This is a genomic window from Streptomyces sp. P9-2B-2, from assembly GCF_030406865.1.
GTDB classification, from domain to species: Bacteria; Actinomycetota; Actinomycetes; order Streptomycetales; family Streptomycetaceae; genus Streptomyces; species Streptomyces platensis.
In genome coordinates, this window is record NZ_CP129126.1 from 8,165,865 (window position 1) to 8,191,260 (window position 25,396).

Annotated in this window: 24 protein-coding genes; 11 read left to right on the top strand and 13 right to left on the bottom strand. The window is 72.3% G+C overall.

What is annotated here, in order from left to right:
* Nucleotides 1–5: 5 nt before the first annotated feature.
* Both QT196_RS35815 and QT196_RS35820 read right to left on the bottom strand, forming a co-directional pair.
* Complete coding sequence (locus QT196_RS35815; protein WP_290356423.1) at nt 6–1,322, bottom strand: helix-turn-helix domain-containing protein; 1,317 nt, start codon at nt 1,320–1,322, stop codon at nt 6–8.
* Nucleotides 1,323–1,536: 214 nt separating this feature from the next.
* Nucleotides 1,537–2,808 (bottom strand): glycoside hydrolase family 18 protein, encoded by a 1,272-nt coding sequence (locus QT196_RS35820; protein WP_290356424.1) that lies wholly within the window; start codon nt 2,806–2,808, stop codon nt 1,537–1,539.
* 404 nt (nt 2,809–3,212) lie between these two features.
* Between QT196_RS35820 and QT196_RS35825 the strand changes: the two genes are divergently transcribed.
* A complete protein-coding gene (locus QT196_RS35825; protein WP_168482784.1) occupies nt 3,213–4,385 on the top strand; it encodes an acyl-CoA dehydrogenase family protein in 1,173 nt (390 codons plus the stop codon).
* A gap of 66 nt (nt 4,386–4,451) precedes the next feature.
* On the opposite strand, the gene QT196_RS35830 is transcribed toward QT196_RS35825, so the two are convergent.
* Entirely contained in the window at nt 4,452–4,754 is a 303-nt protein-coding gene (locus tag QT196_RS35830; protein WP_248001476.1) for a pyridoxal-phosphate dependent enzyme, read from the bottom strand.
* Between the two features lie 156 nt (nt 4,755–4,910).
* Between QT196_RS35830 and QT196_RS35835 the strand changes: the two genes are divergently transcribed.
* Nucleotides 4,911–6,044 (top strand): hypothetical protein, encoded by a 1,134-nt coding sequence (locus QT196_RS35835; protein ID WP_290356425.1) that lies wholly within the window; start codon nt 4,911–4,913, stop codon nt 6,042–6,044.
* Nucleotides 6,041–7,225 (top strand): phosphotransferase family protein, encoded by a 1,185-nt coding sequence (locus QT196_RS35840; RefSeq protein WP_290356426.1) that lies wholly within the window; start codon nt 6,041–6,043, stop codon nt 7,223–7,225. Before QT196_RS35835 ends, QT196_RS35840 begins: the two co-directional genes overlap by 4 nt.
* 31 nt (nt 7,226–7,256) lie before the next feature.
* Here the strand turns inward: QT196_RS35840 and QT196_RS35845 are convergent, their stop codons facing one another.
* Nucleotides 7,257–7,682 carry a hypothetical protein gene (locus QT196_RS35845; RefSeq protein ID WP_168482787.1) on the bottom strand — a complete coding sequence of 142 codons (426 nt, stop codon included), beginning with the start codon at nt 7,680–7,682 and terminating at the stop codon, nt 7,257–7,259.
* 209 nt (nt 7,683–7,891) lie between these two features.
* On the opposite strand from QT196_RS35845, the gene QT196_RS35850 reads away from it, so the two are divergent.
* The 5 genes from QT196_RS35850 to fxsA all read left to right on the top strand — a co-directional run bounded on the left by QT196_RS35850 (nt 7,892) and on the right by fxsA (nt 13,733).
* Complete coding sequence (locus QT196_RS35850) at nt 7,892–8,332, top strand: Lrp/AsnC family transcriptional regulator (RefSeq protein ID WP_026170119.1); 441 nt, start codon at nt 7,892–7,894, stop codon at nt 8,330–8,332.
* Between the two features lie 57 nt (nt 8,333–8,389).
* Nucleotides 8,390–10,054 (top strand): amidohydrolase, encoded by a 1,665-nt coding sequence (locus tag QT196_RS35855; protein WP_168482788.1) that lies wholly within the window; start codon nt 8,390–8,392, stop codon nt 10,052–10,054.
* 532 nt (nt 10,055–10,586) lie between these two features.
* Nucleotides 10,587–12,263, top strand: coding sequence for an apolipoprotein N-acyltransferase (gene lnt, locus QT196_RS35860; RefSeq protein ID WP_168482789.1), 1,677 nt, complete (start codon nt 10,587–10,589; stop codon nt 12,261–12,263).
* On the top strand, nt 12,260–13,015 hold the full coding sequence (locus QT196_RS35865) for a polyprenol monophosphomannose synthase (protein ID WP_168482790.1): 756 nt from the start codon (nt 12,260–12,262) through the stop codon (nt 13,013–13,015). Before lnt ends, QT196_RS35865 begins: the two co-directional genes overlap by 4 nt.
* Nucleotides 13,016–13,103: 88 nt before the next feature.
* Nucleotides 13,104–13,733, top strand: a complete 630-nt coding sequence (gene fxsA / locus QT196_RS35870) for an FxsA family membrane protein (RefSeq protein ID WP_168482791.1) — start codon at nt 13,104–13,106, stop codon at nt 13,731–13,733.
* Nucleotides 13,734–13,832: 99 nt separating this feature from the next.
* On the opposite strand, the gene QT196_RS35875 is transcribed toward fxsA, so the two are convergent.
* The 4 genes from QT196_RS35875 to QT196_RS35890 form a co-directional block, all read right to left on the bottom strand.
* Nucleotides 13,833–14,210, bottom strand: coding sequence for an RNA polymerase-binding protein RbpA (locus QT196_RS35875; RefSeq protein WP_030080286.1), 378 nt, complete (start codon nt 14,208–14,210; stop codon nt 13,833–13,835).
* Nucleotides 14,211–14,515: 305 nt separating this feature from the next.
* Nucleotides 14,516–15,895 (bottom strand): MFS transporter, encoded by a 1,380-nt coding sequence (locus QT196_RS35880; RefSeq protein ID WP_290356430.1) that lies wholly within the window; start codon nt 15,893–15,895, stop codon nt 14,516–14,518.
* Between the two features lie 46 nt (nt 15,896–15,941).
* Nucleotides 15,942–16,742 carry a glycerophosphodiester phosphodiesterase family protein gene (locus tag QT196_RS35885; protein ID WP_211117499.1) on the bottom strand — a complete coding sequence of 267 codons (801 nt, stop codon included), beginning with the start codon at nt 16,740–16,742 and terminating at the stop codon, nt 15,942–15,944.
* A complete protein-coding gene (locus QT196_RS35890; protein WP_248001477.1) occupies nt 16,739–17,416 on the bottom strand; it encodes a hypothetical protein in 678 nt (225 codons plus the stop codon). The genes QT196_RS35885 and QT196_RS35890 overlap by 4 nt, the downstream gene beginning before the upstream one ends.
* Before the next feature lie 107 nt (nt 17,417–17,523).
* Here QT196_RS35890 and QT196_RS35895 point away from each other — a divergent pair, with 107 nt between their 5' ends.
* Nucleotides 17,524–19,029, top strand: coding sequence for a PLP-dependent aminotransferase family protein (locus tag QT196_RS35895; RefSeq protein ID WP_168482793.1), 1,506 nt, complete (start codon nt 17,524–17,526; stop codon nt 19,027–19,029).
* 65 nt (nt 19,030–19,094) lie between these two features.
* Here QT196_RS35895 and QT196_RS35900 read toward each other — a convergent pair whose 3' ends face one another.
* Both QT196_RS35900 and QT196_RS35905 read right to left on the bottom strand, forming a co-directional pair.
* On the bottom strand, nt 19,095–20,960 hold the full coding sequence (locus QT196_RS35900; RefSeq protein WP_168482794.1) for a hypothetical protein: 1,866 nt from the start codon (nt 20,958–20,960) through the stop codon (nt 19,095–19,097).
* Nucleotides 20,961–21,114: 154 nt separating this feature from the next.
* Nucleotides 21,115–21,309 carry a hypothetical protein gene (locus tag QT196_RS35905; protein ID WP_018092434.1) on the bottom strand — a complete coding sequence of 65 codons (195 nt, stop codon included), beginning with the start codon at nt 21,307–21,309 and terminating at the stop codon, nt 21,115–21,117.
* 196 nt (nt 21,310–21,505) lie between these two features.
* On the opposite strand from QT196_RS35905, the gene QT196_RS35910 reads away from it, so the two are divergent.
* Nucleotides 21,506–21,934 carry a YchJ family protein gene (locus QT196_RS35910; protein WP_266736602.1) on the top strand — a complete coding sequence of 143 codons (429 nt, stop codon included), beginning with the start codon at nt 21,506–21,508 and terminating at the stop codon, nt 21,932–21,934.
* A gap of 52 nt (nt 21,935–21,986) precedes the next feature.
* Here QT196_RS35910 and QT196_RS35915 read toward each other — a convergent pair whose 3' ends face one another.
* Both QT196_RS35915 and QT196_RS35920 read right to left on the bottom strand, forming a co-directional pair.
* Nucleotides 21,987–22,364, bottom strand: coding sequence for an RNA-binding S4 domain-containing protein (locus tag QT196_RS35915; RefSeq protein WP_266736604.1), 378 nt, complete (start codon nt 22,362–22,364; stop codon nt 21,987–21,989).
* Between the two features lie 47 nt (nt 22,365–22,411).
* A complete protein-coding gene (locus tag QT196_RS35920; protein WP_290356432.1) occupies nt 22,412–23,581 on the bottom strand; it encodes a Ku protein in 1,170 nt (389 codons plus the stop codon).
* Nucleotides 23,582–23,611: 30 nt separating this feature from the next.
* On the opposite strand from QT196_RS35920, the gene ligD reads away from it, so the two are divergent.
* Nucleotides 23,612–24,589 carry a non-homologous end-joining DNA ligase gene (gene ligD, locus QT196_RS35925; protein ID WP_248001479.1) on the top strand — a complete coding sequence of 326 codons (978 nt, stop codon included), beginning with the start codon at nt 23,612–23,614 and terminating at the stop codon, nt 24,587–24,589.
* Here the strand turns inward: ligD and QT196_RS35930 are convergent.
* Nucleotides 24,563–24,988 carry a hypothetical protein gene (locus QT196_RS35930; RefSeq protein WP_290356433.1) on the bottom strand — a complete coding sequence of 142 codons (426 nt, stop codon included), beginning with the start codon at nt 24,986–24,988 and terminating at the stop codon, nt 24,563–24,565. The genes ligD and QT196_RS35930 overlap by 27 nt on opposite strands.
* Nucleotides 24,989–25,396: the final 408 nt, after the last annotated feature.

A 25,396-nucleotide genomic window follows, 5' to 3' on the forward strand; every position in this document is an offset into this window, starting at 1 on the left:
GCAGGCTAGAACCGGGGAGGTTGCGTGAACGTTGCGGCGCGCGCGGTGGCCGCTGCACCCACCGCACCACCACTGGTCAGGCCGTACGCCGCGCGCAGCCGGTGCGTGGTGGCCAGCGGGGCGCTGCGGGCCGGGGAGCGCTCCGGCAGGGCGTCGACCAGGGCTTCCCAGATCTCCAGGTCGTCCTCGCCCCAGGAGGTACGCGACCACTCGCGCAGCAGGCCGGGATCGCGGGCGCCGAGCAGCGCGGACCGCATCCGGTCCACCAGCGCACCGCGCAGCCGCTGCACACCGGGCGCCTCCGACGACGGCAGCAGCGGGCCGCGATAGGCGTTCAGCGCGGAGCGCGCCTCACCGGCCGCCAGAGCCTCCTCGACCGCGTCCAGATCGGTCTCGACGGGCCTGCTGAGCCGGTACGGACGGGAGTGCAGCAGGGTGCCGACCAGCTGCCGCAGCCTGGACAGTTCGGCCCGCAGCGTCACCGGGCGCATCTCCCGCTCGCCGTACAGCAGCACCGAGAGCTGATCGCCCGTCAGCCCCTCGGGGTGCCGGGCCAGCAGCGTGATGATCTCGCTGTGCCGGCGGCCCAGCCGCAGCCGCTCCCCGTCCATGACCAGCAGCGCCTCGTCCCGGCCGAGGGCGGCGAGGCAGACACCCAACTCCCGGACGCCCGACGTGAGATGGGACTCCGCGGCGCGGGCGGTGGCCTGCACCAGCGCCAGGCTGTGCGGACTGGCCACATGGTCCCCGCCGGTGAGGTCCACCGCGCCCAGCAGCCGGCCGGTCCGTGGATCGTGCAGCGGGGCGGCGGCACAGCTCCACCGCTGCACCTGCCGGTTGTAGTGCTCGGCGGCGAAGATCTGTACGGCGTGGTCGGCGGCGAGGGCGGTGCCCGGGGCGTTGGTGCCGGCGTGCCGCTCGTCCCAGCGGGCGCCGACGACGAAGTTCATCCGCTCGGCACTGCGCCGTACCCCGGGGTGCCCCTCCACCCACAGCAGCCGCCCCTGCGGATCGCAGACGGCCAGCAGATGTGCGCCGTCCTGCGCGAAGCTGCCCAGCAGCTCCCGGAAGACCGGCATGGCGCGGGCCAGCGGATGCCCGTCCCGGTAGGCGCTCAGCGCGGCCTCGTCCAGCTCGATGGGCACGGCGCCGTCGGCCGCCGCGTGCGCGTCGGCGGAACGGCGCCAGGAGTCGGCGACGACCCGGCGGACCGGCGGCGTGACCGTCCCGTCGGCCAGGAAAGCCGCATGGGCCCTGCGCACCGTGCGGGTGCGCTCCACCGGATCGGCTCCGGCCTCCATCGCCAGCCAAGGGTTGACCACGTGTCACCTCTCCGATGCGGCTCCTGCCCCCGTACGGCCGATGGTGCTCGTAGCGGGCGGGACCGTAAACCCCGCGGGGCGTGCCGGGCGTCATCGAGGAGCGCGCGTCGAGCGGTCGTGCGCCGTTACGGCAGCCCGCGGGGGCGGCCGGTGCCGCCGGGCGGCGAACGGGCGGAAGGCCGCTGCCTCCCGCCCGACTCCGCACCGGCTACCGCTACTTGATCGCCTTGATCAGCTCACCATTGGTGGTGTCGCCACTCAGCTCCCAGAAGAACGTGCCGCCCAGCCCCTGTGCGTCCTTGAAGGCCATCTTCGTGCCGATGGTCTCCGGGGTGTCATAGCTCCACCACTGGTCGCCGCACTTGGCATAGGCGGTGCCGGCCACCTTGCCGGTGGCCGGGCAACGGCTCTTGAGCACCTTGTAGTCGTCGATGCCGGCCTCGTACTTGCCCGGTGCCGCGCCGGTCGCCGTACCGCCCGGCGCGTCCTGGGTGACGCCGGACCAGCCGCGGCCGTAGAAGCCGATACCCAGCAGCAGCTTGCTCGCCGGCACGCTCAGGCCCTTGAGCTTGGCGATGGTGTCGGTGCTGTTGAAGCCCGCCTTGGGGATGCCGCTGTACGAGGTCAGCGGGGAGTGCGGGGCCGTCGGGCCCTTGGCGTCCCAGGCGCCGAAGTAGTCGTAGGTCATGGGGTTGTACCAGTCGACGTACTGGGCCGCGCCCGCGTAGTCGGCGGCCTCGATCTTGCCGCCGGCCGAGGCGTCCGCGGTGATCGCGGCGGTCACCAGATTGCTCCCGCCGAACTTCGACCGCAGCGCCCGCATCACCTTGGTGAAGGCGTCCCGGCCGCTGGTGTCGCAGGTCAGACCGCAGGCGTTGGGGTACTCCCAGTCGATGTCGATGCCGTCGAAGACATCCGCCCAGCGCTTGTCCTCGACCAGGTCGAGGCAGGACTGGGCGAAGGCGTCGGGGTTCTTGGCGGCCTCGCCGAAGCCGCCCGACCAGGTCCAGCCGCCGAATGACCAGATCACCTTGAGGTTCGGGTGCAGCTTCTTGAGCTTGCGCAGCTGGTTGAAGTTGCCGCGCAGCGCGCCGTTGTCCCAGGTGTCCGCCTTACCGTCGACGCTCTGGTCGGCGGTGTAGGCCTTGTCGTAGTCGGCGTAGGAGTCGCCGATGGCGCACCTGCCGCCCTGGACGTTGCCGAAGGCGTAGTTGATGTGCGTCAGCTTGGCCGCCGAACCCGAGGTCTCGATGTTCTTGACGTGGTAATTGCGGTCGTAGACACCCCAGTTGGTGAAGTATCCGACGACCTTGCCGCCTGCCGCCGCGGGTGCCGACCGGGCGGTGTCGCGCGGTGCGGTGGGGGCGTTCGCGGGGCTGGCGGAGGCCGGTCCGGCGAGCAGGGTGCCGGCCAGCGCCGCCGTACACAGCGCGGTCACGGCGGCGATCACTCTGCGCGGGGCGCGCAGCCGGTGCGGTAGGGGCATGTCGTCTCCTCGGAGGGGGGTAGGGGTGCCCGCGCTCCCCAACGGCCCGCGCTCCGGACGGGCGGCGGGGCTCTGCGGACACTCCCTGGGGGGAGCCTGACCCGCGTTCCGAATTGGCATGAACGCGTTGAGTGTTGGAGGAGAAGGTAGAAGGACTAGACCAGTAGGTCAATGGTTCGGACCAATTTCGCATCCGGCCGCTGCCAGAGCCGGATCCCCTTGGCCAGTGATGATCAACCCGTGACGCGGAGCCTCCGATCGGGCATACTCCTAGCGCCACAGTCGCAGGTCATCGCCTTCCGAGACCCGGAACGCGATCATCGGCCTGGCACTACGGAAACCGGCGCCGCCGCCCACCCCGCGCGCGTGTCGCCGCAGCGCCCGACAGGGAGGAGAGCGCCGCCATGACCGAGTACGGCCCCCGGCCGGTGGACCGCAGGCTGCCCACCGAAGAAGCCCGTGACCTGATGACGCTCGTACGCGAGCTCGCCGACCGCGAGATCCGGCCTACGGCCGCCGAGGAGGAGGACGCCGGCCACTTCCCGCGCGCGACCTTCACCCTGCTGTCGGAATCCGGCCTGCTGTCGCTGCCCTACGACGAGGAATTCGGCGGTGGCGGCCAGCCGTACGAGGTGTACCTCCAGGTGCTGGAGGAGCTCGCCGCGGCTCGCCTCACCGTCGGCCTCGGCGTCAGCGTGCACACCCTGGCCTGTCATGCGCTCGCCGGATTCGGCAGCAAGGAGCAGCGCGCCGAGCGCCTCCCGGACATGCTCGGCGGCGGACTCCTCGGTGCGTACTGCCTCTCCGAGCCCTCCTCGGGCTCCGACGCCGCCTCCCTGACCACCCGGGCCACCCGCGACGGCGACACCTGGACGCTGGAGGGCACCAAGGCCTGGACCACCCACGGTGGCGTGGCCGATTTCTATACCGTGCTGGCCCGCACCGGCGGCAGCGGCGCCCATGGCATCACCGCCTTCCTCGTCCCCGGCGACGCCGAGGGCCTGAGCGCAGCGGCACCCGAGCGCAAGATGGGCATGAAGGGCTCCCCGACCGCCCAGCTGCACTTCGACGCCGTCCGGGTCCCCGACTCCCGCCGCATCGGGGAGGAGGGCCAGGGCTTCGCCATCGCCCTGTCCGCCCTGGACTCCGGGCGCCTGGGCATCGCGGCCTGTGCCGTCGGCGTCGCCCAGGCCGCGCTGGACGAGGCGCTGGCGTACACCGCCGAACGCCAGCAATTCGGCCGCCCGATCGCCGACTTCCAGGGTCTGCGGTTCATGCTCGCCGACATGGCGACGCAGATCGAGGCGGGCCGCGCCCTCTACCTCACCGCCGCCCGGCTGCGCGACGCCGGTCTGCCGTTCTCCAAGGAAGCGGCGATGGCCAAGCTGTTCTGCACCGACACCGCGATGCGGGTGACCACCGACGCAGTCCAGCTCCTCGGCGGCTACGGCTACACCCTCGACTTCCCGGCCGAGCGCTATATGCGCGAAGCCAAGGTCCTCCAGATCGTCGAGGGCACCAACCAGATCCAGCGGATGGTCATCGCCCGGCATCTCGCCGGCCCCGAGAAGCGCTGAGCCGGACGGGGTGGGCGGGGACCTTCCCTCCCACCCCGTGGCCTCCCGCCCGACCGGGCCGCGGTGTCAGCGCACCAGCCCCTTGAGCCCCGTCGCCGTCCCGACCGCCACCACCAGCGCGCCGGAGTACGGGCCTCCGTACGTGCCACGGCGACCCCCACGGCGGACGACGGCTCCAGGAGCAGGCCCTCGGCCGATCTGGGCCCGCAGCCCCGCCGGCACCGCCTCGTTGGTGAACACCACACAGTGCAGCCCGGCCCGCGCCGCGTACGCCGCGGCCGCCGCCCCCGCGTTGCCCGAGGACGCGGCGACCACCGTGTCCGCACCGGCCGCCACCGCCGCGGCCACCCCGACAGGGATCAGCGGCACGTGGACCAGGAGGCGGTAACAGGCAAAGTGTCCACCATGCCCCCTACTTATCCTTCCGGGTCTGGCCGTCCGCCCATAGCTGACGTACCGTCAATTCCCGTTTGTGAGCGTCGTACCGGGGTGACGCCCGGCTGCCCGCGCGCCCAGGAGGAGACCGTGCCCGACCGCCCGATCGCGCTCGACGAGTACCCGATCCATCAGGCCCCGCTGTCCCTGCGGCATGTCGCCACCAGTGACCGCAACGCCTACGACCGGTGCATCTTCCACGTCATGGACCACTCCGGCCGCGCCCTGCTGATCGTCGGCCTCGGCGTCTACCCCAACACCGGTGTCATCGACGCCTATGCCACCCTCCGCCTCGGCGACCGGCTGTATGCCGTACGGGCCTCCGACGCGCTCACCGACGACCGCCTCGCGCTCACCGTCGGCCCGCTCGCGATCACCGTCGAGGAGCCGCTCGCCCGCCTCCGGCTGACCTGCGCCGCGGACCCCGGCGACCCGGACGGCCTGTCCTGCGACCTGACCTGGAGCGCGGCGTTTCCCGCCACCTGGGAGCCGCACCACACCCAGTACCGCGGCGACCGGCTGATGCTGGAAGGCCGCCGGTTCGTCCAGGCGGGCACCTGCACCGGCAGCATCCGCGTCGCCGGCCAGGAACTCGCCGTCACGGCGGGGGAGTGGACCGGTACCCGCGACCGCAGTTGGGGCGTGCGCCCGATACCCGGCGAGGACGGCGGACGGGCCGCGGAGGAACTGAGGCCCGAGGGCTTCCACTGGATCTGGTGCCCGGTGCGCTTCGACGACCGCTTCGTGATGGTCATCGTCCAGGAGGACGCCGACGGCCACCGCACCCTCAACGAGGCCCTGGTGGTGCACGACGACGGCCGCGAGGTCCAACTCGGCTGGCCGCACACGGACATCGGCTACCGCCCCGGCACCCGCCACCCCGAACGCGCCGTCCTCCACCTCACCGGCCCCGGTCGCAAACCCCTGGAACTCACCGCCGAGATCCTCACCTCCTCGCCCCTCGCCCTCGGGGCCGGTTACCCTCCCGCCGACGACTGGCAGCACGGCACCTGGCGGGGCCGCGGCTGGACGGACCGGCGCAGTTACGACCTCACCGACCCAGCGGCACACCCTCTCGCCGCCTACGGAGTCACCGACCACGCCGCCCGCTTCACCCTCGACGGCCGGACCGGCTACGGCATCTTCGAGTACGGCAGCTTCGGCCGGCACGACCCCAGCGGCTTCACCGGCTATGACTCCGTCGCGTCGGAGGCGGGCCGATGACGGTGCAACCCCCGCCCGCCGCGCCCCCCGGCGGAAACGAGCCTGGGGGAGTGCCCGCCGGGCGGCGCCCCCGCACCACCACTCGCGACCCCGAAGCCCTCACCCGCCGGCTCACCGCCTGGCTCGGCACCCGTCTGCCCGGCGCCCGCGCCGTCGCCGCGACCGTCCCGGCCTCCAACGGCATGTCCAGCGAGACGCTGCTCTTCGACATCGAGCACCCCGAGCCGCCGTCCCCCGCGCCCCCGTCCGGGCCGGAGCGGGGAGCGGCTCCCGTCTCCTGCGCACTGCGGCTCGCCGCCGACCCCGCCGCGTACACCGTCTTCCCGCGCTACGACATGCCCCGGCAGTACCGCACCATGCGCCTGGTCGCCACGCACACCGATCTCCCGGTGCCCCGCACCCTCTGGCTGGAGGAGGACCCGGCACACCTCGGGGCGCCGTTCTTCGTCATGGCCCGCGCCGACGGCCGTGTCCCCCCGGACGTCATGCCCTATACGTACGAGGGGAATTGGCTGCACGACGCCACCGACGCCCAGCGCGACCATCTGGAAGCCGCCAGCGTCTCGGTCCTCGCCCGGCTGCACGACCAAGTCCCGCCCGCGGCGGCCGACTTCCTCACCACGCCCGGCACCGGGAGCGCGCTGCACCGGCACGTCGAGGCCCAACGGGACTACTACTCCTGGGTCGTTGACGGCCGTCCGCGCTCACCGCTCATCGAGCGGGCCTTCGCCCGGCTGGCCGACCACTGGCCGTCGGACCCCGGTGAGACCGTGCTGAGCTGGGGCGACGCCCGGATCGGCAATATCGTCTACGACGGGTTCGAACCGGCCGCCGTCCTCGACTGGGAGATGGCCGCGCTCGGCCCCCGCGAACTCGACCTGGGGTGGCTGGTCTATCTCCACCGCTTCTTCCAGGATCTCGCCGAGGCCGGCGGTCAACGGGGACTGCCCGGGCTCCTGACCCGCGACCGCGTCGAGAGCCGCTATGCCGCCCTCACCGGGCACCCGCCCCGCGATATGGACTTCCACACCCTCTACGCGGCCCTGCGGCACGCCATCGTCATGCTGCGAGTGGCCTATCGCCAGGTCCACTTCGGAGAGATGCCGGTACCGGCCGACGCCGATGCGCTGATCCTCCACCGGGAGACGCTGGAGGCGATGATCGAGGGCCGCTACTGGTGAGCGCGGCCCTTCGTGAAAACCCGGAAACCTCTCAGACGCCCGGACGCATCCCCGGCACCTGGACCGGGCGGGTGCCGGGCCCGCCGATGTGCGAGAACGGCTGACGGCGCCAGTCCAGGCTCTCCGGGAGCGTCAGCAGCATCGCCACGTCCTGCTCCTGGGCCTCCATGGCGTCCTCGGACTCCGGCGCCTCGGACGCTGCCCGGCCGGAGCCCTGGCACACCGTCAGCCCGAAGGGGTTCCACGGCGAGGCGCACAGGGCGTGCTCCGGCAGGGTGTCCTCGTCCGCCAGCAGCGCGATCGGCTGAAGGCAGTCGGGGCAGGTCACTCGGTAGATCTCATAGGTGTCGAAAGAGTCGTACGCACCGTCGTCGCCGGAGAGGGCGGAACTGTCGCCCTCCTGGGCGCCGGTGTTCGCGGCAGCTGAGTCCTGCTTAAGGCGTCGCATGATGTCCATCCCCCTCGGGTGGGCCGGTCGTACCGCTGACTTCCTGTGACGGGCGGTCCCGGCCACCAGCAGCAATTCCCTTCGTGCCGCACGCATAATCGCCGGCACCCCATCGACACCGGATCGCACGTGTGGCATTGGTCACATGGACCGGCGTAAGGGTGTCCACGACCCGGCGCGCGGTGCGCACACGCGCCCGCGCGCAGTAGGTTGAGTGCGTGGAGGAGTTGGACCGACAAATCGTGGATCTGCTCGTCAAGGACGGGCGGATGAGCTACACCGACCTGGGCAAGGCCACCGGCCTGTCCACTTCGGCGGTGCACCAACGTGTGCGCCGCCTGGAGCAGCGCGGTGTCATCAGGGGCTATGCCGCCATCGTGGACCCCGAAGCGGTGGGCCTGCCGCTCACCGCCTTCATCTCGGTCAAACCCTTCGACCCCAGCGCGCCGGACGATATCGCCGACCGCCTGGCCGAGGTTCCCGAGCTGGAGGCCTGCCACAGCGTCGCGGGCGACGAGAACTACATCCTCAAGGTGCGGGTCGCCACCCCCTTGGAGCTGGAGCATCTGCTCACCCGCATAAGGACCCTCGCCGGCGTCTCGACCCGCACCACGGTCGTGCTGTCCACGCCTTACGAGGCCCGCCCGCCGCGCATCTGACCGGTGATCGCCCCCCTGCGCGCGGCCCGTCCGCGCCCAGGGGCCAAACTGTCCGGTATGAGTGAGCGCATCTCCGATCCGGCCCGACCGCACCCCACCGGCCCGGCACGCCCCCGTACGGTCCTGCTGCGCGGCGGTGAGGTGCACAGCCCCGCGGACCCCTTCGCCACCGCCATGGTGGTCGAGGGCGACCGCATCGCCTGGGTCGGTGAGGAGGGCGCGGCCGACTCCTTCGCCGAAGGAGTGGACGAGGTCGTCCGGCTCGACGGTGCGCTCGTCACCCCGGCGTTCACGGACGCACATGTGCACACCACCGCGACCGGGCTCGCGCTCACCGGCCTCGATCTCTCCGGCGCCGGCACGCTGACCGATGCGCTGGCCCGTATCCACGCGTACGCGGCCGCGCGGGAGACGGACCGGATCCTGCTCGGCCACGGCTGGGACGCCAGCGCCTGGCCGGAGGGCCGCCCGCCGTCCCGTGCGGAACTGGACGCGGCCACCGGCGGCCGGCCGCTCTACCTCACCCGGGTGGATGTGCACTCCGCGGTCGTCACGACGGCGCTGCTCGATCAGGTCGCCGGCGTGCGTGAGCTGGCCGGATTCCGGGCCGACGCCCCGCTGACCGGCGACGCCCACCACGCGGTGCGGCAGGCCGCGTACGCCACCGTCACCCCCGCCCAGCGTGCCGAGGCGCAGGCCGCCGCGCTCGCCCGCGCCGCCTCGCTCGGCATCGGCAGCATCCACGAGTGCGCCGGCCCGGACATCTCCGGCGAGGACGACTTCACGGCACTGCTCGCCCTGGCCCGGGAGGGCAACGGCCCGCGGGTCGTCGGCTACTGGGCCGAGCTGATCGCGTCCGCAAAGGACGCGGAGCGGATCCGGGAACTCGGAGCCATCGGCGCCGCGGGCGACCTCTTCGCTGACGGCTCGCTCGGTTCGCACACCGCCCATCTGCACGCCCCGTACACGGACGCCGGCCACACCGGTGCCGGGCACCTCGACGCCGAGGCCGTCGCCGCCCATGTCGCCGCCTGCACCGAAGCCGGACTCCAGGCCGGCTTCCACGCCATCGGTGACGCGGCCCTGACCGGCGTCGTCGACGGCGTACGGGCCGCCGCCGAGCGCGTCGGCCTCGACCGGATCCGCGCCGCCCGGCACCGCGTCGAGCACGCCGAAATGCTCACCGAGCAGACCATCGCCGGCTTCGCCGACCTGGCCCTGACCGCCTCCGTCCAGCCCGCCTTCGACGCGGCGTGGGGCGGCGCGGAGGGCATGTACGCCGCCCGGCTCGGCGCCGACCGGGCCCGCACCCTCAACCCGTACGCCGCGCTGCTCAAGGCAGGGGTCCCGCTCGCCCTCGGCTCCGACAGCCCGGTCACCCCGCTCGACCCCTGGGGCACCGTGCGGGCCGCCGTCTTCCACCGCACCCGCGCCCATGGCATCTCCGCCCGCGCCGCGTTCACCGCCCACACCCGCGGCGGCTGGCGCGCCATCGGCCGGGACGACGCGGGCGTCCTGGTCCCCGGTGCGCCCGCCGACTACGCGGTCTGGCGCACCGGCGAACTGCTCGTCCAGGCGCCCGACGAGCGGGTGGAGCGCTGGTCCACCGACCCCCGCTCCGGCACCCCCGGCCTGCCCGATCTCACCCCCGGCAACGACCTCCCGGTGTGCCTGCGCACGGTCGTCGGCGGGCGGACGGTCTTCGGGCCGCCGAACGAGTGACATCGCGCAGGCAGGTGCCACCACGGACCGTGCTTGCTGCTCCTTGGCCCACATGTGGGCGCTCGCGGCTGACCTGGGGCGACGCGAAAACGACGCAGGCGGAGCACCTGTTGACAGCAGGCGGTCGGCGGCCGGTAGGTTCGGCCGAGTCCACCACAGGACGTCCGACCGGTAGATCTCCGCGCAGTCGTCGAACGCAGCTGGGCCATGGGGCGGTGCGCCACTGGGGCACACCGCCACTGGGAGCCAGGTCCAGGACCCGCGGCACGGGGCGACGGAAGGTTTCGGCCGGCCGGCGGGTGCGACCCGGGTGGGGCCCGGACGCTCAGTAGACAACGGCTCTCGGTCGACCCGCAGCCAGCGGGTCCCAGGTCGGCCCGAAGGGCGCCGGGCCCCTATCCGCACCGCACCGCACCGCATCCCCGCGCCCTCCCCGGATGCCCCTTCACGTTTTGTGCACCCCGCATCCGTAACCCCGGCCTCCCGATGTACGGTCAGCTCACCACCACGACCTGCAGGAAGGCTCGCGACCGTGCCATCGGGCTCCGACACCACCGAAGAAGCCGTCAGCGGCAGCACGCCCGACGGCCCGGTGCTCCCCGCCGGGACGGACTCCCCGGCCGCCGCGCCCGCCCGCCCCGGACGCGCCCGGCGGCTCGCCGCACTGGCCCGCCGTGAGGCGCCGCGCACCGGCCTCGCGGTCGTCGCCGGTCTCGTGCTCGCACTCGCCTTCCCGCCGTACGACCTGTGGCCGCTGTCCCTGGTGTCCGTCGCCGCGCTGTCGCTGCTGACCCGCGGCCGGACCGCCCGCCAGGGCGCCTGGACGGGCTTCGCGTTCGGGCTGCCGTTCTTCCTGATCCTGCTGAAGTGGCTGCATGTCGTCGGCTGGGACGCGGTGGTGGGCCTCTCGATCGCCGAGGCGTTCTTCCTGGCGCTGCTGGGCGCGGCGCTCGCCGTCACCTCCCGGCTGCCGGTCTGGCCGGTGTGGACCGCCTGTCTGTGGGTCGCCGAGGAGTGGGCCCGCGACCGGCTGCCGCTCGGCGGCTTCCCGTGGGGCCGGCTGGCGTTCGCCAACACCGGTTCGCCGTTCACCCCGCTCGCCGCGCTCGGCGGCGCCCCGCTGGTGACCTTCGCCGTCGCGCTGGCCGGAGCCCTGCTCGCCGCCTGCGCCGCCACCCTCTGGGGGCTGCGCGGGAACGGGTCGCTGCGCCGGGCCGTGTCGGCCATGGAGGCGTTCGGACTCGCCGCCGCGATCACCGCGGCCGGTGTGCTGGTGCCCGTGCCCACCAAGGCCGATGACACCGTTGACATCGCTGTCGTCCAGGGCAACGTCCAGTCACCCGGTATGGACTTCCTGGGCCGCCCCATGATGATCACTGACAACCACGCCACCGCCACCGAGAAGCTCGCCGCCGACGTCAAGGCCGGCCGGGTCAGGAAGCCGGACCTGGTCATCTGGCCGGAGAACTCCTCCGACCTCGATCCGTTCAAGTACCCGGAGGCGTACGACCGGATCGACGAGGCCGTGAAGGCCATCGGTGTGCCCGTCCTCGTCGGCGCCCTGATCGACCACCCCAGCAAGCCGGGCTATGTCTTCAACGAGGGCATCGTCTGGGATCCGAAGAAGGGGCCGGGCGCCTCCTACACCAAGCAGCACCCGGTGCCGTTCGGCGAGTACGTGCCGTTCAAGGAGCAGCTCAGCAAGATCATCACGCGGTTCCAGCGGGTGACCCGCAACTTCTACCCCGGTGACCACACCGGCGTGCTCAAGGTCGGCCCCGCCCGGCTCGGCGACGTCATCTGCTTCGAGGTCGCCTACGACCAGATCGTCCACGACACCGTCAACGCCGGCGCCCGGGCCCTGGTCGTCCAGACCAACAACGCCACCTACGGCCGCACCGGCCAGCCCGAGCAGCAGCTGGCGATGTCCAAGCTGCGCGCCGTCGAACACGGCCGCGCCGTGGTCACCGCCGCCACCAGCGGAATCAGCGCCGTCGTCGCCCCGGACGGCACGATCACCCACCGGATCCCCGAGTTCACCCAGGGCGTGGTCTCCGCGCGGATTCCGCTGCGGGACGAAACGACGCTCGCCGACCGCGTCGGGGCCGCTCCGGAGTGGGCGCTCGCTATCGTGGGCCTTCTGTCCTGCGCCGCTGCGGCAGTCATCGGCCGGCGTGGGCGTACGAAGGACGAGAAGGGGCAGCAGTGACAGACGGTCAGCGGCAGTACGGTCCGCTCGGCACCACGTTGGTGATCATTCCGACGTACAACGAGGCGGAGAACATCAAGCCGATCGTCTCGCGGGTGCGGTCCGCCGTCCCCGAGGCCCATGTCCTGGTCGCGGACGACAACAGCCCCGACGGCACCGGCAAGCTGGCCGATGAGCTGGCGGCCGGGGACGACCAGGTCCATGTCCTGCACCGCAAGGGCAAGGAGGGCCTCGGCGCCGCCTATCTCGCGGGTTTCCGGTGGGGCATCGACCACGGCTACGGCGTGCTGGTCGAGATGGACGCCGACGGTTCGCACCAGCCCGAGGAACTGCCCCGGCTGCTCACCGCCCTCAAGGGAGCCGATCTCGTCCTCGGCTCGCGCTGGGTGCCCGGCGGCCGTACCGTCAACTGGCCCAAGTACCGCCAGCTGATCTCCCGCGGCGGCAGCACCTACTCCCGGCTGGCGCTGGATCTTCCGCTGCGCGACATCACCGGCGGCTTCCGGGCCTTTCGCGCGGAGGCCCTCAAGGGGCTGGGCCTGGACGATGTCGCCTCCCAGGGCTACTGCTTCCAGGTCGACCTCGCACGCCGCGCCGTGCAGGCCGGCTTTCACGTCGTCGAGGTCCCGATCACCTTCGTCGAGCGCGAGTACGGCGACAGCAAGATGAGCCGGGACATCGTCGTGGAGGCGCTGTGGCGCGTCACGGCCTGGGGTGTCGGCTCACGGGTGGACAAGCTCCGCGGGCGCTGACCCGGCCCGCCACCGCCCGGCCGCCGGGAGTTGATCTCTCCGGTGACCCTTGGGAAAAGCGGCCGGACGGGCCAGGCACACTTGAGGCATGACGTTCGGAGCCACGCCATCGCCGAGTCCCCGCCCGCCCCAGCGCTCGCGCGCCCGAAGGTTCGTCCCGTTGGGCATCGCCGCCTGGATGGTGCTGGAGATCTGGCTGCTGACCGTCGTCGCCGGTGCCACCAACGGTCTGACGGTGCTGCTTCTGCTGGTCGCCGGAGTGCTCGTCGGCGGCTATGTGACCAAGCGGGCCGGCCGCCGCGCCTGGCGGAACCTCACCGAGAGCTTTCAGACCGCCGGCGATCCGGCCTCATCCGGCAACTCCTCATCCGGTAACTCCCCGGCTGGTAACTCCTCATCCGGCAACGGCAGATCCGGCAACGACAAGTCGGGCAGCGGCAATACGCTCCCCATGGTCGGCGGGCTGCTGCTGATGCTGCCGGGGCTGGTGTCCGACGCCCTGGGGCTGCTCTGCCTCTTCCCGCCGACCGGGAAGCTGATGCAGCGCCGCGCCGAGAAGCTGCTGTCCCGGCGGGCGGGCTACGCCCCGGGCTCGTTCGGTGACGCCTTCCAGCAGGCCCGGATGCACCGGCCGGACGGCAAGGTCGTCCAGGGCGAGGTCATCCGCGACGACGAGCCGCCGGCCCCGCGCCGCCAGGATCCGCCGCTGACCGGCTGAGCGCGCCGACAGACCCGTCGCGGAGACGACAAAAGCCGGGGGCCACTGCAAGATGCAGTGGCCCCCGGCCCTTGGTGCTTGCTTGGCGCAGGTCCGTTGTCAGGCGGACTTGCGGTTGCTGTCGCGCGGATGCACGGCGATGTTCATGGTGCCGGAGCGCAGGACGGCCAGCCTTTCGGCCAGCACCTCCTCGAGCTCCTCGCGGGTGCGTCGCTCCATGAGCATGTCCCAGTGCGTACGCGCGGGCTTACCCTTCTTCTCCTCGGGGCCGTCGCCATCCACCAGAAGAGAGGGTGCACCGCATACCTTGCACTCCCACTCCGGCGGAATCTCGGCCTCAACCGAGAACGGCATCTCGAATCGATGTCCGTTCTCGCATGCGTACTCCACCGCCTGGCGCGGGGCCAGGTCGATGCCGCGGTCGGTCTCGTAGCTGGTCACCACGAGTCGCGTGCCGCGGAGAGCTCGCTCACTCATGAATCGTGCCTCCCGGGCTTGTCGCCCACAGGACAGGTGTCGCTGTCGTCGTCATCCGGTCAACGTCCGGTCGGCGGTGAAGATTCCCGAATTCGGGATATGAGCCCACCCGTCGCCCACCACCGCCATTGACGGAGGCGCTGTGCGCCGCTGCCTACCTTCGTGCCGCCCCTTGTTGTACCCACCGGCGCCCGGTTTGTCACATCTGGCAGCAGATGTCACCCAGCGCCCGCCATGCTTGAGCGCGCAGTAACGGTCCGCCTGGTGAGTCAAAGGCGTACACTACCGCCCCGCGCGCCCGGAGGCTAAATCCGGTCAGGTACCGGATTTCCGGCCGCCGCGATCGCCCGGCCCACCGGGACCCGCGCCAGCAGGACAAAACCGACCACGAAGAACGCCACCAGGGACACGATCGCGTCCCGGTAGCTCCCGGTGAGCTGATAGGCCACCCCGAACACCAGCGGTCCCAGCCAGCTCACACCCCGGTCGCTGATCTCGTACGCGGAGAAATACTCCGCCTCCTTGCCGCGCGGCACCAGATGCGAGAACAGCGAACGCGACAGCGCCTGGCTGCCGCCCAGGACCAGGCCGATGCCCGCGGCGAGCGCGAAGAACCACAGCGGTGCCTTCGCGGGCAGGAAGTACCCGGCCGCGAGGGTCAGCGCCCAGGCCACCAGCGAGCCCAGGATCGTCCGCTGCGCGCCGTACCGCCTGGCGAGGCGGCCCATCAGCAGGGCACCCGCCGCGGCCAGCACCTGCACCAGCAGGACCGCGACGATCAGTGTCGTCTGGTCCAGCTTCAGCTCCTCGGAGCCGTATACGGACGCCTGGGTGATCACCGTCTGCACCCCGTCGTTGTAGACGAGATAGGCCAGGAGGAAGGACAGGGTGAGGGGGTGGCGGCGCATCCCGCGCAGCGTCTCCCGCAGCTGCCGCCATCCCTGGCGGGGCGAGGCGCCGGGGCCCGCGCCGGGCGCTTGGGTGGCGGCCGTCCGCCGGTCGCGCAGCCGGCGCAGCGGGATCAGCGCGAAGGTGCCCCACCACAGCCCCGCCGACGCCAGGCAGATGCGCACCGCGGTGCCCTCGGATATGCCGAGGGCGTCGTGCTTGCCGTAGAGCGCCAGATCGGCGACCAGGACCAGTGCCCCGGCCGCGTAGCCGAAGGCCCAGCCCCGGGAGGAGACCGCGTCGCGTTCGTCGGGCCGGGCGATCTGCGGCAGGAAGGAGTTGTAGAGCATCATCGACACCACGAACGACACATTCGCGATGATCAGCAGCGCCCCGCCCAGCAGATAGCGCTCACCGGCCAGGAAGAACATCCCCGCCGTCGCCGCCGCGCCCGCATAGGCGCAGCAGCCCAGCAGCGGCTTCTTGCGGCCGGTCCGGTCGACCAGCGCCCCGGCGAGCGGCATCGCCACTACGGACAGCAGCAGCGACGCGGACACCGTGTACGCATAGAAGGAGCCCGCGCGTACCGGGAGACCCAGCGGGTGCACATAGCCGTGCGCGTCCGCGGCGGCTTTCGCCACCGAGGTCAGATACGGCCCGAGGAACACCGTCAGGACGCTGGTCGAGTAGACGCTGTTGGCCCAGTCGTACCAGTACCAGCCGCGCTGTTCGCGGCGCCGCTCGGCCGACTCGTCCAGAGCCTCCGCCGGTGCGCCGTGCACACCAGTCCCCGTCATCCCGCCCCCGTTCACCGCGGCGGACGGCCGACGGCCCACGGGCGGCTCAGACCCAGCACCCCCGCTCGGTCAGCACCGTCCGCAGCGTCTCGATGTGATCGGTCATGATGCCATCCACGCCGAGGTCCAGGAGGGCGGTCATCCGATCCGCGTCATTGACCGTCCAGACGTGCACCTGCATGCCCAGCGCATGCGCGGCGCGCAGGAACAGCGGATCGACGACCGGGAGGCCGGACTGCTTCTCGGGGACCTGGACGCATACCGCGCTGCGCCGCACCGCCGCGCCCAGCAGCCGGTCGAGCGGCAGTACTCCGCGGCCGTAGGAGCGCAGCCGCAGCCCGGCCACCCCACGGGTGCCGAGCGAACTCGCCATCCGCCGCCCGGCCAGCCGCTGGGCCCGTGCCACCCGGGCCTCCGAGAACGAGCCGACACACACCCGGTCCCAGGCGCGGGTACGGCGGAGCAGGTCCAGCAGCGGCGGCAGCGCGGCCTCGGCCTTGAGGTCGACGTTCCAGCGCGCCTCGGGGAACTCCTCCAGCAACTCCTCGAACAGCGGCAGCGGCTCCCGGCCGCCGACGCGGGCCCGGTGCACCGCCCGCCAGGGAAGCTCGCCGATCGCGCCGCGGGTGTCCGTGACGCGGTCGAGTGTCGCGTCATGGAAGGCGACGAGCCGGCCGTCCGATGTGGCGTGCACATCGGTCTCCAGGTAGCGGTAGCCGAGGCCGACCGCGCGCCGGAAGGCGGTGGCGGTGTTCTCCAGGCCCTCGGCGTCCCCGCCCCGGTGGGCGAAGGGGAGCGGTCCGGGGTGGTCGAGATAGGCATGGCGGGTGCGTATCGCTGAGGTCACTCCGGCAGTATGGCGCGCTCAGGTGAAGCCTCTCCGCGGGCCACCACCGGGGACGGTTTCACGGGTGCGCCCGGGACCGCGAAACGGCGGAGGAAGAACTGCGCCAGGGGGCCGATGGCCAGTGCGTAGACGACCGTGCCGATGCCGACGGAGCCGCCGAGCGCAAAGCCCGCCGCCAGCACCGTCACCTCGATGCAGGTCCGCACCAGCCGCACCGGGCGGCCGGTCCGCCGGTGCAGGCCGGTCATCAGCCCGTCGCGCGGCCCCGGGCCGTAGTCGGCGGAGATGTACAGCCCGGTCGCGGCGCCGTTCAGGAGGACGGCGCCCGCCAGCAGCGGGATACGGGCGCCCAGCGAATCCAGCTCCGGCACCCAGGCCAGCGTCGCGTCCATCACCAGGCCGAGGATCACCACATTGGACACCGTGCCCAGGCCGGGGCGCTGGCGCAGCGGGATCCACAACAGCAGGATCAGCGCGCCGGAGACGATGGTGACCGTGCCGATCGACAGCCCTGTATGGCGAGATATGCCCTGGTTCAGCACGCTCCATGGCTCCAGTCCCAGCTCGGCCCGCAGCATCAGGCCCATGCTCACGCCGTACAGCGTCAGTCCCGTATAGAGCTGGACCAGGCGGCGCACCGGCAGGCCCCTCCGTGGGCCGGGCTCACTGATCATGGACACGACTTTTCCCCCTCCTGGCAGGATTGGACCGACGCATGACACCATGTGGCGTGTCCGGGCTCGGGAAGTAGAGCCAATTCGGGGAAGGTGGACTGATCTTCATGGCTCAGTGGACTTCAGCGGTTGGCGCGACCCAACTCGCCCGGCTGCTCCGGTCGCAGGACCCGCGCGATGCCCAACTCGCGGTCGGCGGCCGCCGGTTGCCCGCGTATCGCAGCCTCGCCGACGGTGTGCGCCTGCTCGTACTGGAAGGCCGGATACCGGTCGCCGCCCGGCTGCCGGCCGAGCGCGAACTGGCCGCCGCCTTCGGCGTCAGCCGCACCACCGTCGCCGCCGCCTACGAGGCGCTGCGCGCCGAGGGGTTCCTGGAGTCCCGGCGCGGCTCGGGCAGTTGGACCGCCGTTCCGGCCGGCAACCCGCTGCCCACCCGTGGTCTGGAACCGCTGCCCCCGGAAGCCGCCGGGTCCATGATCGACCTCGGCTGCGCCGCCCTCCCGGCCCCCGAGCCCTGGCTCACCCGCGCCGTCCAGGGCGCCATGGCCGACCTTCCGCTCTACTCCCACACCCACGGCGACTACCCGGCCGGGCTGCCCGTCCTGCGGCAGGCCCTGGCGGACCGCTACACCGCCCGCGGAATCCCCACCATGCCGGAACAGATCATGGTGACCACCGGCGCGATGGGCGCCGTCGCCGCGATCTGCCGGCTCTGTACCAGCCCCGGCGAGCGGGTGGCCGTCGATTCGCCGTCGTACGCCAACATCCTCCAGCTGATGCGGGACGCCGGTGCCCGGCTCGTACCGGTCGCCCTCGGGGACAAGCTGGCCGGCTGGGACATCCCCGTCTGGCGCCAGGTGATGCGCGACGCGGCCCCCCGTATGGCCTATGTCGTCGCCGACTTCCACAACCCCACCGGCACCCTCGCCACCGAGGACCAGCGCCGCCGCCTCGTCGACGCCGCCCGGTCGGCCGGCACCCTGCTCGTCGTCGACGAGACCATGACCGAGCTGCGGCTGGACGAGGACACCGAACAGCCCCGGCCGGTCTGCGCGTTCGACCCGGCCGGCAGTGCGGTGATCACCGTCGGCTCGGCGAGCAAGGCGTTCTGGGCCGGGATGCGGATCGGCTGGGTGCGCGCCGCCCCCGACATCATCCGCAGCCTGGTCGCCGCCCGTGCCTACTCCGACCTGGGCTCACCGGTCCTCGAACAGCTCGCCATCGCCTCGCTCCTGGAGACCGGCGGCTGGGAGCAGGCCATCGGCATCCGCCGCGAGCAGGCCCGGGAGAACCGCGACGCCATCGTCGAGGCGCTGCACCGGCATCTGCCCGACTGGGAATTCAGCGTGCCCCGCGGCGGCCTCACCCTCTGGGCGCGGACCGGCGGACTCTCCGGCTCCCGGATCGCGGAGGCGGGGGAGCGGCTCGGCGTACGGGTGCCCTCCGGCCCGCGCTTCGGCGTCGACGGTGCCTTCGAGGGCTTCGTACGGCTGCCGTTCACGGTCAGCGGGGCGGTCGCCGACGAGGCCGCGGTCCGGCTGGCCGGTGCCGCGCGACTGGTGGCGACGGGCGCGCCGGTGGAGGCGGAGCTACGGCACACGTTCGTGGCCTGACGGGCGGGCCCGGCCCCGTAGTTGAGGGCTGGGGCGGCCGTCAGGAGCCGGTGCGCCCCAAGGGCTCACCCCTCCGTTCGCGCGGCCTCCACCGACCCCTTGATCACCCGGGGCTCGCCGTCCTTGTCGGTCCGCACCCGCGCGCTCGCGCCCACCGGTTCGGCCACGGGCCTGGTCTCCTCGGCTTCCGGAGCCGTCTCGGCCCCCGGTGCCGTCTCGTCCGCCGCGGGCCCGTCGGACGCCGGGGGCCCGTCGTCCGCTTCCGCCCCGTCGGCGTCCACGGACGGGCTGCCCACCACCGCCTTGCCGACGTCCACCGCCTTGCCGACGTCCACCCGCTTGCCGACATCCACCGGCTCGCCGCCGGACACCGGCTCGCTGGGCCCCGCCCCGTCGGCCGGGACCGTGCGCTCCGGCAGCAGCGCCGTGACCGCCTCCCGGTGCGCCTGGCCGGTGGCGTCGTCGAGCGGATCGGGCGTGGCCGGGACCTGGAGCCGTAGTACGGGCGCGTTCCCCAGCCGCGCATAGCCCCGGCCTGGCGGCACCTGCGCCGGCGGTGTGGTGTGCGGCGGCGCCCCCAGCACCGCCCGGACCTCCTCCGCCGTGGCGGGGCCGAGCACCACCCGCGCCTTGGTGTGCGCCCGCACCGGATCGCTGAGCAGCTCGGCGGTCTCGAACTGGTCGGCCACGACGACCGTGACCTGGGCGGCCCGGCCGTGCCGCAGCGGCACCTGGAGCCATCGCTGCGGATCGTCCCGCTCCTCGGCGACCGCGATATGGGACAGCGCCGTCGGCCGGTCCGCGATGATCCACAGCGGCCGCCGGGTGTCGTCCGGCGCCGCCCCGCCGGCCTGCCGCGCCCGGTTCCCCGCGATCAGCCGCCGCTCGGTCTCGTGCGAGGCCCACTCCAGCGTCGCCAGCGCCCCCGCCAGCCCGCTCTCCACCCCGAGCACGCCGGGGCGCCCGACCAGACACCCGTACTCACCGGTGCCGCTGCCGTCGATGACCAGCACATCGCCGTGCTGGAGCGCCTGGAGGGCGATCGAGCGCAGCAGCGTTGTGGCGCCGGTCCCCGGCTGCCCCAGGACGAGCAGATGCGGTTCGGTGGAGCGCTGTCCGGTACGCCAGACCACCGGCGGGGCATCCCGGGTCTCCTCCCCGCCGGTGACCGGCAGGGTCCGCTGTACGGAGTCCGGGTCGGTGAACCCGAGCACCGTCTCGCCCGGCGAGGTGACGAAGCGCTGGGCGGCGATATCCGTGGGCAGCGCGTCCAGCACGGTCAGCGTGAGCTGATTGGCCAGCTCGTCCCACGTGAAGTGATACTCCCGGCCCCGGCCGGCCTTGGCGTACAGCACCTGCTCGATGCGGACCCGGGACCGGTCCTCACCGTCGGTGAAGTACGCCGGGTACTTCAGCTGGAGACGTTCCAGCCGCCCGCTGTCGTCGAAGGCGTACTCGGCGAAGGCCCGCTCCCAGTCACCGCCGTGCGCATACAGCGGGCTGGGGTCGCCCTCGGCGGAGAGATAGGGCACCAGCGCCTCGTAGAGCGCCCGCAGCCGCTCGGTCTCGGCCTCGCTGGGGCCGGTCACCACGGGCGTCCGCTCCCGCCCCGCCCAGGCCCCCGCGCCCATCACCCCGATCAGGGCGAGCAGCGGCCCGTACGGCACCAGCCACACCACCAGCACACACGCGGCCACGAAGAACGCCAGCGGCCCGCGCTGATCCTTGGGGGTGTCGGCCCAGCGTCCCCGGCCGGCCGCGCCCAGCCGGCGCAGCCCCCGGCCGATGGTGATCAGCGGATGGAACACATCGGAGGCGCTGTCGGCAGCGGTACGCGCGAATTCGCGGCTGCGGGCGAGCGAGGCGCTGTGTGCCATACGGGCGAGCGGTGCGCTGTTGGTCAGGATGCGGGGCAGGGGGCGCCGGGCCACATCTTCTCCTGTTGCTCGTGCGGTGGTCGTGGGGGATCGGCGGGGGCTGCGGGCCGGTGAGCGGGCGGCACACGGAGCCGCCCGGACGGGAGCCGGTGCGGCCCGTTCGGGCGGGACCCGTGGCGGTACGCCGGAAGCGGACGGCGGCTGTCCGCTAGATCTTGATCCCCCCGAGGAGGCTCGCCAGGCTCGCCCCGCCGGCCTTGATGCTGGGCGCGATGGCGGAGCTGGCGAGATAGAACCCGAAGAGCGCGGAGACCAGAGCGTGGGACAACTTCAGGCCGTCTTTCCGGAAGAAGAGGAAGACGATGACACCGAGCAGGACGACGCCGGAAATGGACAGAATCATGGGGGGTTCTCTCCTGGGTGGTGGGGACGGTCACCATGAGTTCTTCCAGCCTCACAGCACGTATCAAGCCACGAAAAGCTGCAAATGGGTGATTTGTCAGGGAAATTCCCCAAATGGGGGTATCTCCAGGGCGTGCCGGGTCCGGGTGTGCTCGGCGTGTCGTGGACCGGCCCCGCCGACCCGGCACAATCGTGGGGTGTCGAAGCAGAAGAACAAGCCCCGCCGCCCCGTCGCCGTCACCCCCGCCTCGCCGTGCCCCTGCGGACGCGCCGAGACCTACCGCGACTGCTGCGCCCCGTTCCATCAGGGGCAGGCCACGGCCCCGACCGCCGAGCGCCTGATGCGCTCGCGCTACAGCGCCTTCGCCGTCGGTGACACCGCGTATCTGCTGCGCACCTGGCATCCGACGACCCGCCCGGCCGGCCTCGACCTCGAATCCGCGCAGCGCTGGACCGGCCTGGACATCCTCGGCACGACCGGCGGCAGTGCCTTCCACACCGAAGGCACCGTGGAATTCCGCGCCCACTACAGCCTGCACGGCGAGGTCGACAGCCAGTACGAGCACAGCCGCTTCGTCCGCGAGGGCGGCCAGTGGGTCTATCTCGACGCGCTGCCGTCGGCGTAGCCGTCACCCGCCGGGGCGGGCGCACCCCCGTGCTCGCAGCGGCGGGGCCGGGTCACCGTCCGCCGCGCAGCTCGTCGATCTCGCGGCGGTCGCGCTTGGTGGGGCGGCCGGTACCGCGGTCGCGATGCCCGAGCACCGGAATCTCCTCGCGCGGCGGGGCCGGCGGGCTGTTGTCGATGAAGCACTCCGCGGCGACGGCCGCGCCCACCCGCTTGCGCACCAGCCGCGAGACGACCACGATCCGCTCCCGGCCCGCGTGCCGCAGCCGCACCTCGTCACCGTTGCGCACGCCATGGGCCGGCTTCACCCGCTCGCCGTTGACCCGTACGTGCCCCGCGCGGCAGGCGGCCGCGGCCAGCGAGCGCGTCTTGGTGAGCCGTACGGACCAGATCCAGCTGTCGATGCGGGTGGTCCCCTCGTCTGAAGCCATACCAAGACTCTAGAACGGACGCCCACTGGTGCGGCGGCCCGACGGCCCTACGCCGACGACCTCTTGCCCGCCTTCTTGGCCGCGGTCTGTTTGGCCGCCGTCTTCTTGGCGGTGGCCTTCTTGGTGGCGCTCTTCGACGCGGTGCTCTTCGGTGCAGCGCTCTTCGATGTGGTCTTCGATGCCGTGCTCTTCTGGGAAGTGCCGGCGGATGCGGTCTTCCTGGCCGTCGACGCGCTCTTCGCCCGGCCGCCGGCCGCCTTCGGGGCGGATGCCGTCTTCTTGGCCGGAGCCTTCTTCGCGGCGGCCGGCGCGGTCTCCGTGGCCTTCTTCGCCGCCGTACCGCTCTTCTTGGCGGCGCCCCGCTCCGCCTCGCCTTTCTTCGCCGTCTTCCGCCCCCGTATGGGCGTCACGGACGCCGATTCCGCCTCCGCGTCGGCCTCCCCGCCGCCCCGCGCCGCGCGCACGCTCTTCTCCAGCGCCGCCGTGAGATCGATGACCTGGGCGCCGGACGTGCCCGGCGCGGCGGGGGCGACCGGCTCGCCCTCCAGCTTGGCGGCGACCAGTTCCTCGACGGCCTCGCGGTAGTCGTCGTGGAGTTCGGCGGGGTCCAGCTCGCCCAGGGAGTCCATCAGGGTCTCGGCCAGCGTCAGCTCGTTCTCGCGGAGCTCGACATCGTCGGGGGCCACACCGGTGACGGGCCGGATCTGATCCGGCCACAGCAGCGTATGCATCACCAGCGCCCCGTCGTGCGCCCGCAGCATCGCCAGCGACTCCCGCCCCCGCATCGCCACCTTGCCGATGGCGACCTTGCGGTGGTCCTCCAGCGCCTCCCGCAGCAGCGTGTACGGCTTGGTGGCGGCCGCCCCGTTGGGCCCCAGGTAGTAGGCCTTGTCCATCTGGAGCGGGTCGATCTCGTCGGGGTCGGTGAACGAGAGGATCGACAGCGTCTTGGCGGTGGGCATCGGCAGCCGCGACAGATCGTCGTCGGTGATCGGCACGATGGTGTCGTCGCCCGGCGCCTGATAGCCCTTGCCGACTTCCTCGTTCGGGACTTCCTCGCCGTCCAGTTCACAGATCTTCCGGTACTGGATCTGCGCGCCGTCCTTCTCGTGGATGCGCACGAAGGACACCGACGAGGTGCGGTCGGTGGCGCTGTAGGTCTTCACGGGGATGGTGACCAGACCGAACGATATGGACCCATTCCATATAGAACGCATATTTCATCCCTTGTGTGGGATTCTCATCGTATGTCGCCGATCACCGTCGTGGAGGGGCGGCGCCTCTCGCTGACCAACCTGGACAAGGTCCTCTATCCCGAGACGGGCACCACCAAGGGTGAGGTGCTGCACTACTGCACCACCACCGCGGTCCCGCTGCTCGCCCACCTCCACGACCGGCCGCTCTCCTTCCTGCGCTACCCCGACGGGCCGGACGGCCAGCGCTTCTTCACCAAGAACGTGCCGCCCGGCACGCCCTACTGGGTGACGACGTGCGAGGTCCCCCATTCGAGGTCGGGACCCACCCGGCAAGTCCTGCTCCAGGACCTGCCCGCGCTCGTCTGGGCCGCCAACCTGGTCGTCGAACTGCACACCCCGCAGTGGACCCGGCAGGCGCCGGGCGTCGCCGACCGGCTCGTCTTCGACCTCGACCCCGGCGCCCCGGCCACCATCGTGGAGTGCTGCACCGCGGCACAGTGGCTGCACGACCGGCTGGCCGCCGACGGCCTGGATGTCTACGCCAAGACCAGCGGCTCCAAGGGCCTGCACCTCATCGTGCCCGTCGAGCCCACACCGTCCGAGCGGACCACCGCCTACGCCAGAAGCCTCGCCGTCGAGGCCGCGGCGGCCCTCCCGGACCTGGTCGTGCACAAGATGACCAAGGCGCTGCGCCCCGGCAAGGTCTTCATCGACTTCTCCCAGAACGCCGCCGCCAAGACCACCGCGGTCGCCTACACCCTGCGCGCCCGTGCCACCCCCACCGTCTCCGCCCCGGTCACCTGGGACGAGATCGCTGGATGCACCGACCCGCGGCAACTCACCTTTCTCTTCGACGAGATCGAGCCCCGCTGCGCCCGGTACGGCGATCTGCTCGCCCCGCTCCTCGACCCGGACCGCGCCCGCCCGCTGCCCGCCGCCGGGTCCCGTCGGCCGGGAACGGCCCGGGGCGAACCCCGGGCCGATGGCGGGCCGGACGGCCGCTCACACCGCGTGCGGCCTCGGCCATGAAGCGCGCGTGGCGGTCCCGAGCCAGTTGATGACGGCCCCGGCCGTGGTGTCGCCCAGGGCCGCGATCTGCGCCAGGGCGGCCAGGTCCCCGTCCGTCGGAGCCACACCGGCCGAGGTCAGCGCCGCCTGGAGATCCTGCCGCCGGCGATCGGGCAGGGCCACCGGCCCCTGCCGCTGCTCCTCGGGGCGCGGCGGCAGGAACGGCCGGCCCTGCGGCCGCGGACCGAAGGAAAGCCGGTCCTCCGGGCGCGGCGGCGGCAGCACATGGTCCACACGGGACGGGGGCGGCGCCCCCTGCGGATCCATGGGCGCGCCGAGGCGTTCCTCGGGGCGCGGGGGAGCGAGCACATAATCCGGCGTCACGCCGTACGGCGGGGGAGTGGGGCGAAAGTGCGCCATGGGGCCTCCACAACTCACGGTCCGAAGAATCCAAGGGATTCGGAGAATGCGGCTGTCACTTCTCCGGAAGCCGGGCGGCGCCTGTTCGGTTGCGCAAGGTGCGTGAGTTCACCCGATGGGCCCAAGGGCTGCCGCCGTCCTCATCTCGTTCGACCTCCTCACCGCCGTGGCGGTCGTCCCTCACCTGGACTTCGCCGCCGCGGCCCACCGGTCGGCCGAACTGCTTGCCCCCGGCGGTCGCGAGACCGGCCCCGCCGGGCCGAAAGCATTCAACTCACCGACAGCGCACGGCCCTTGCTGAACCGGCGGCATTTTCTGGTGAATTCGGTGATTGCCACGGGGCGGACACATAACTCTCCCCAGGTGTTCACACTGTGGTGATTACTGCGATGGAAAGCTGTTAACGGC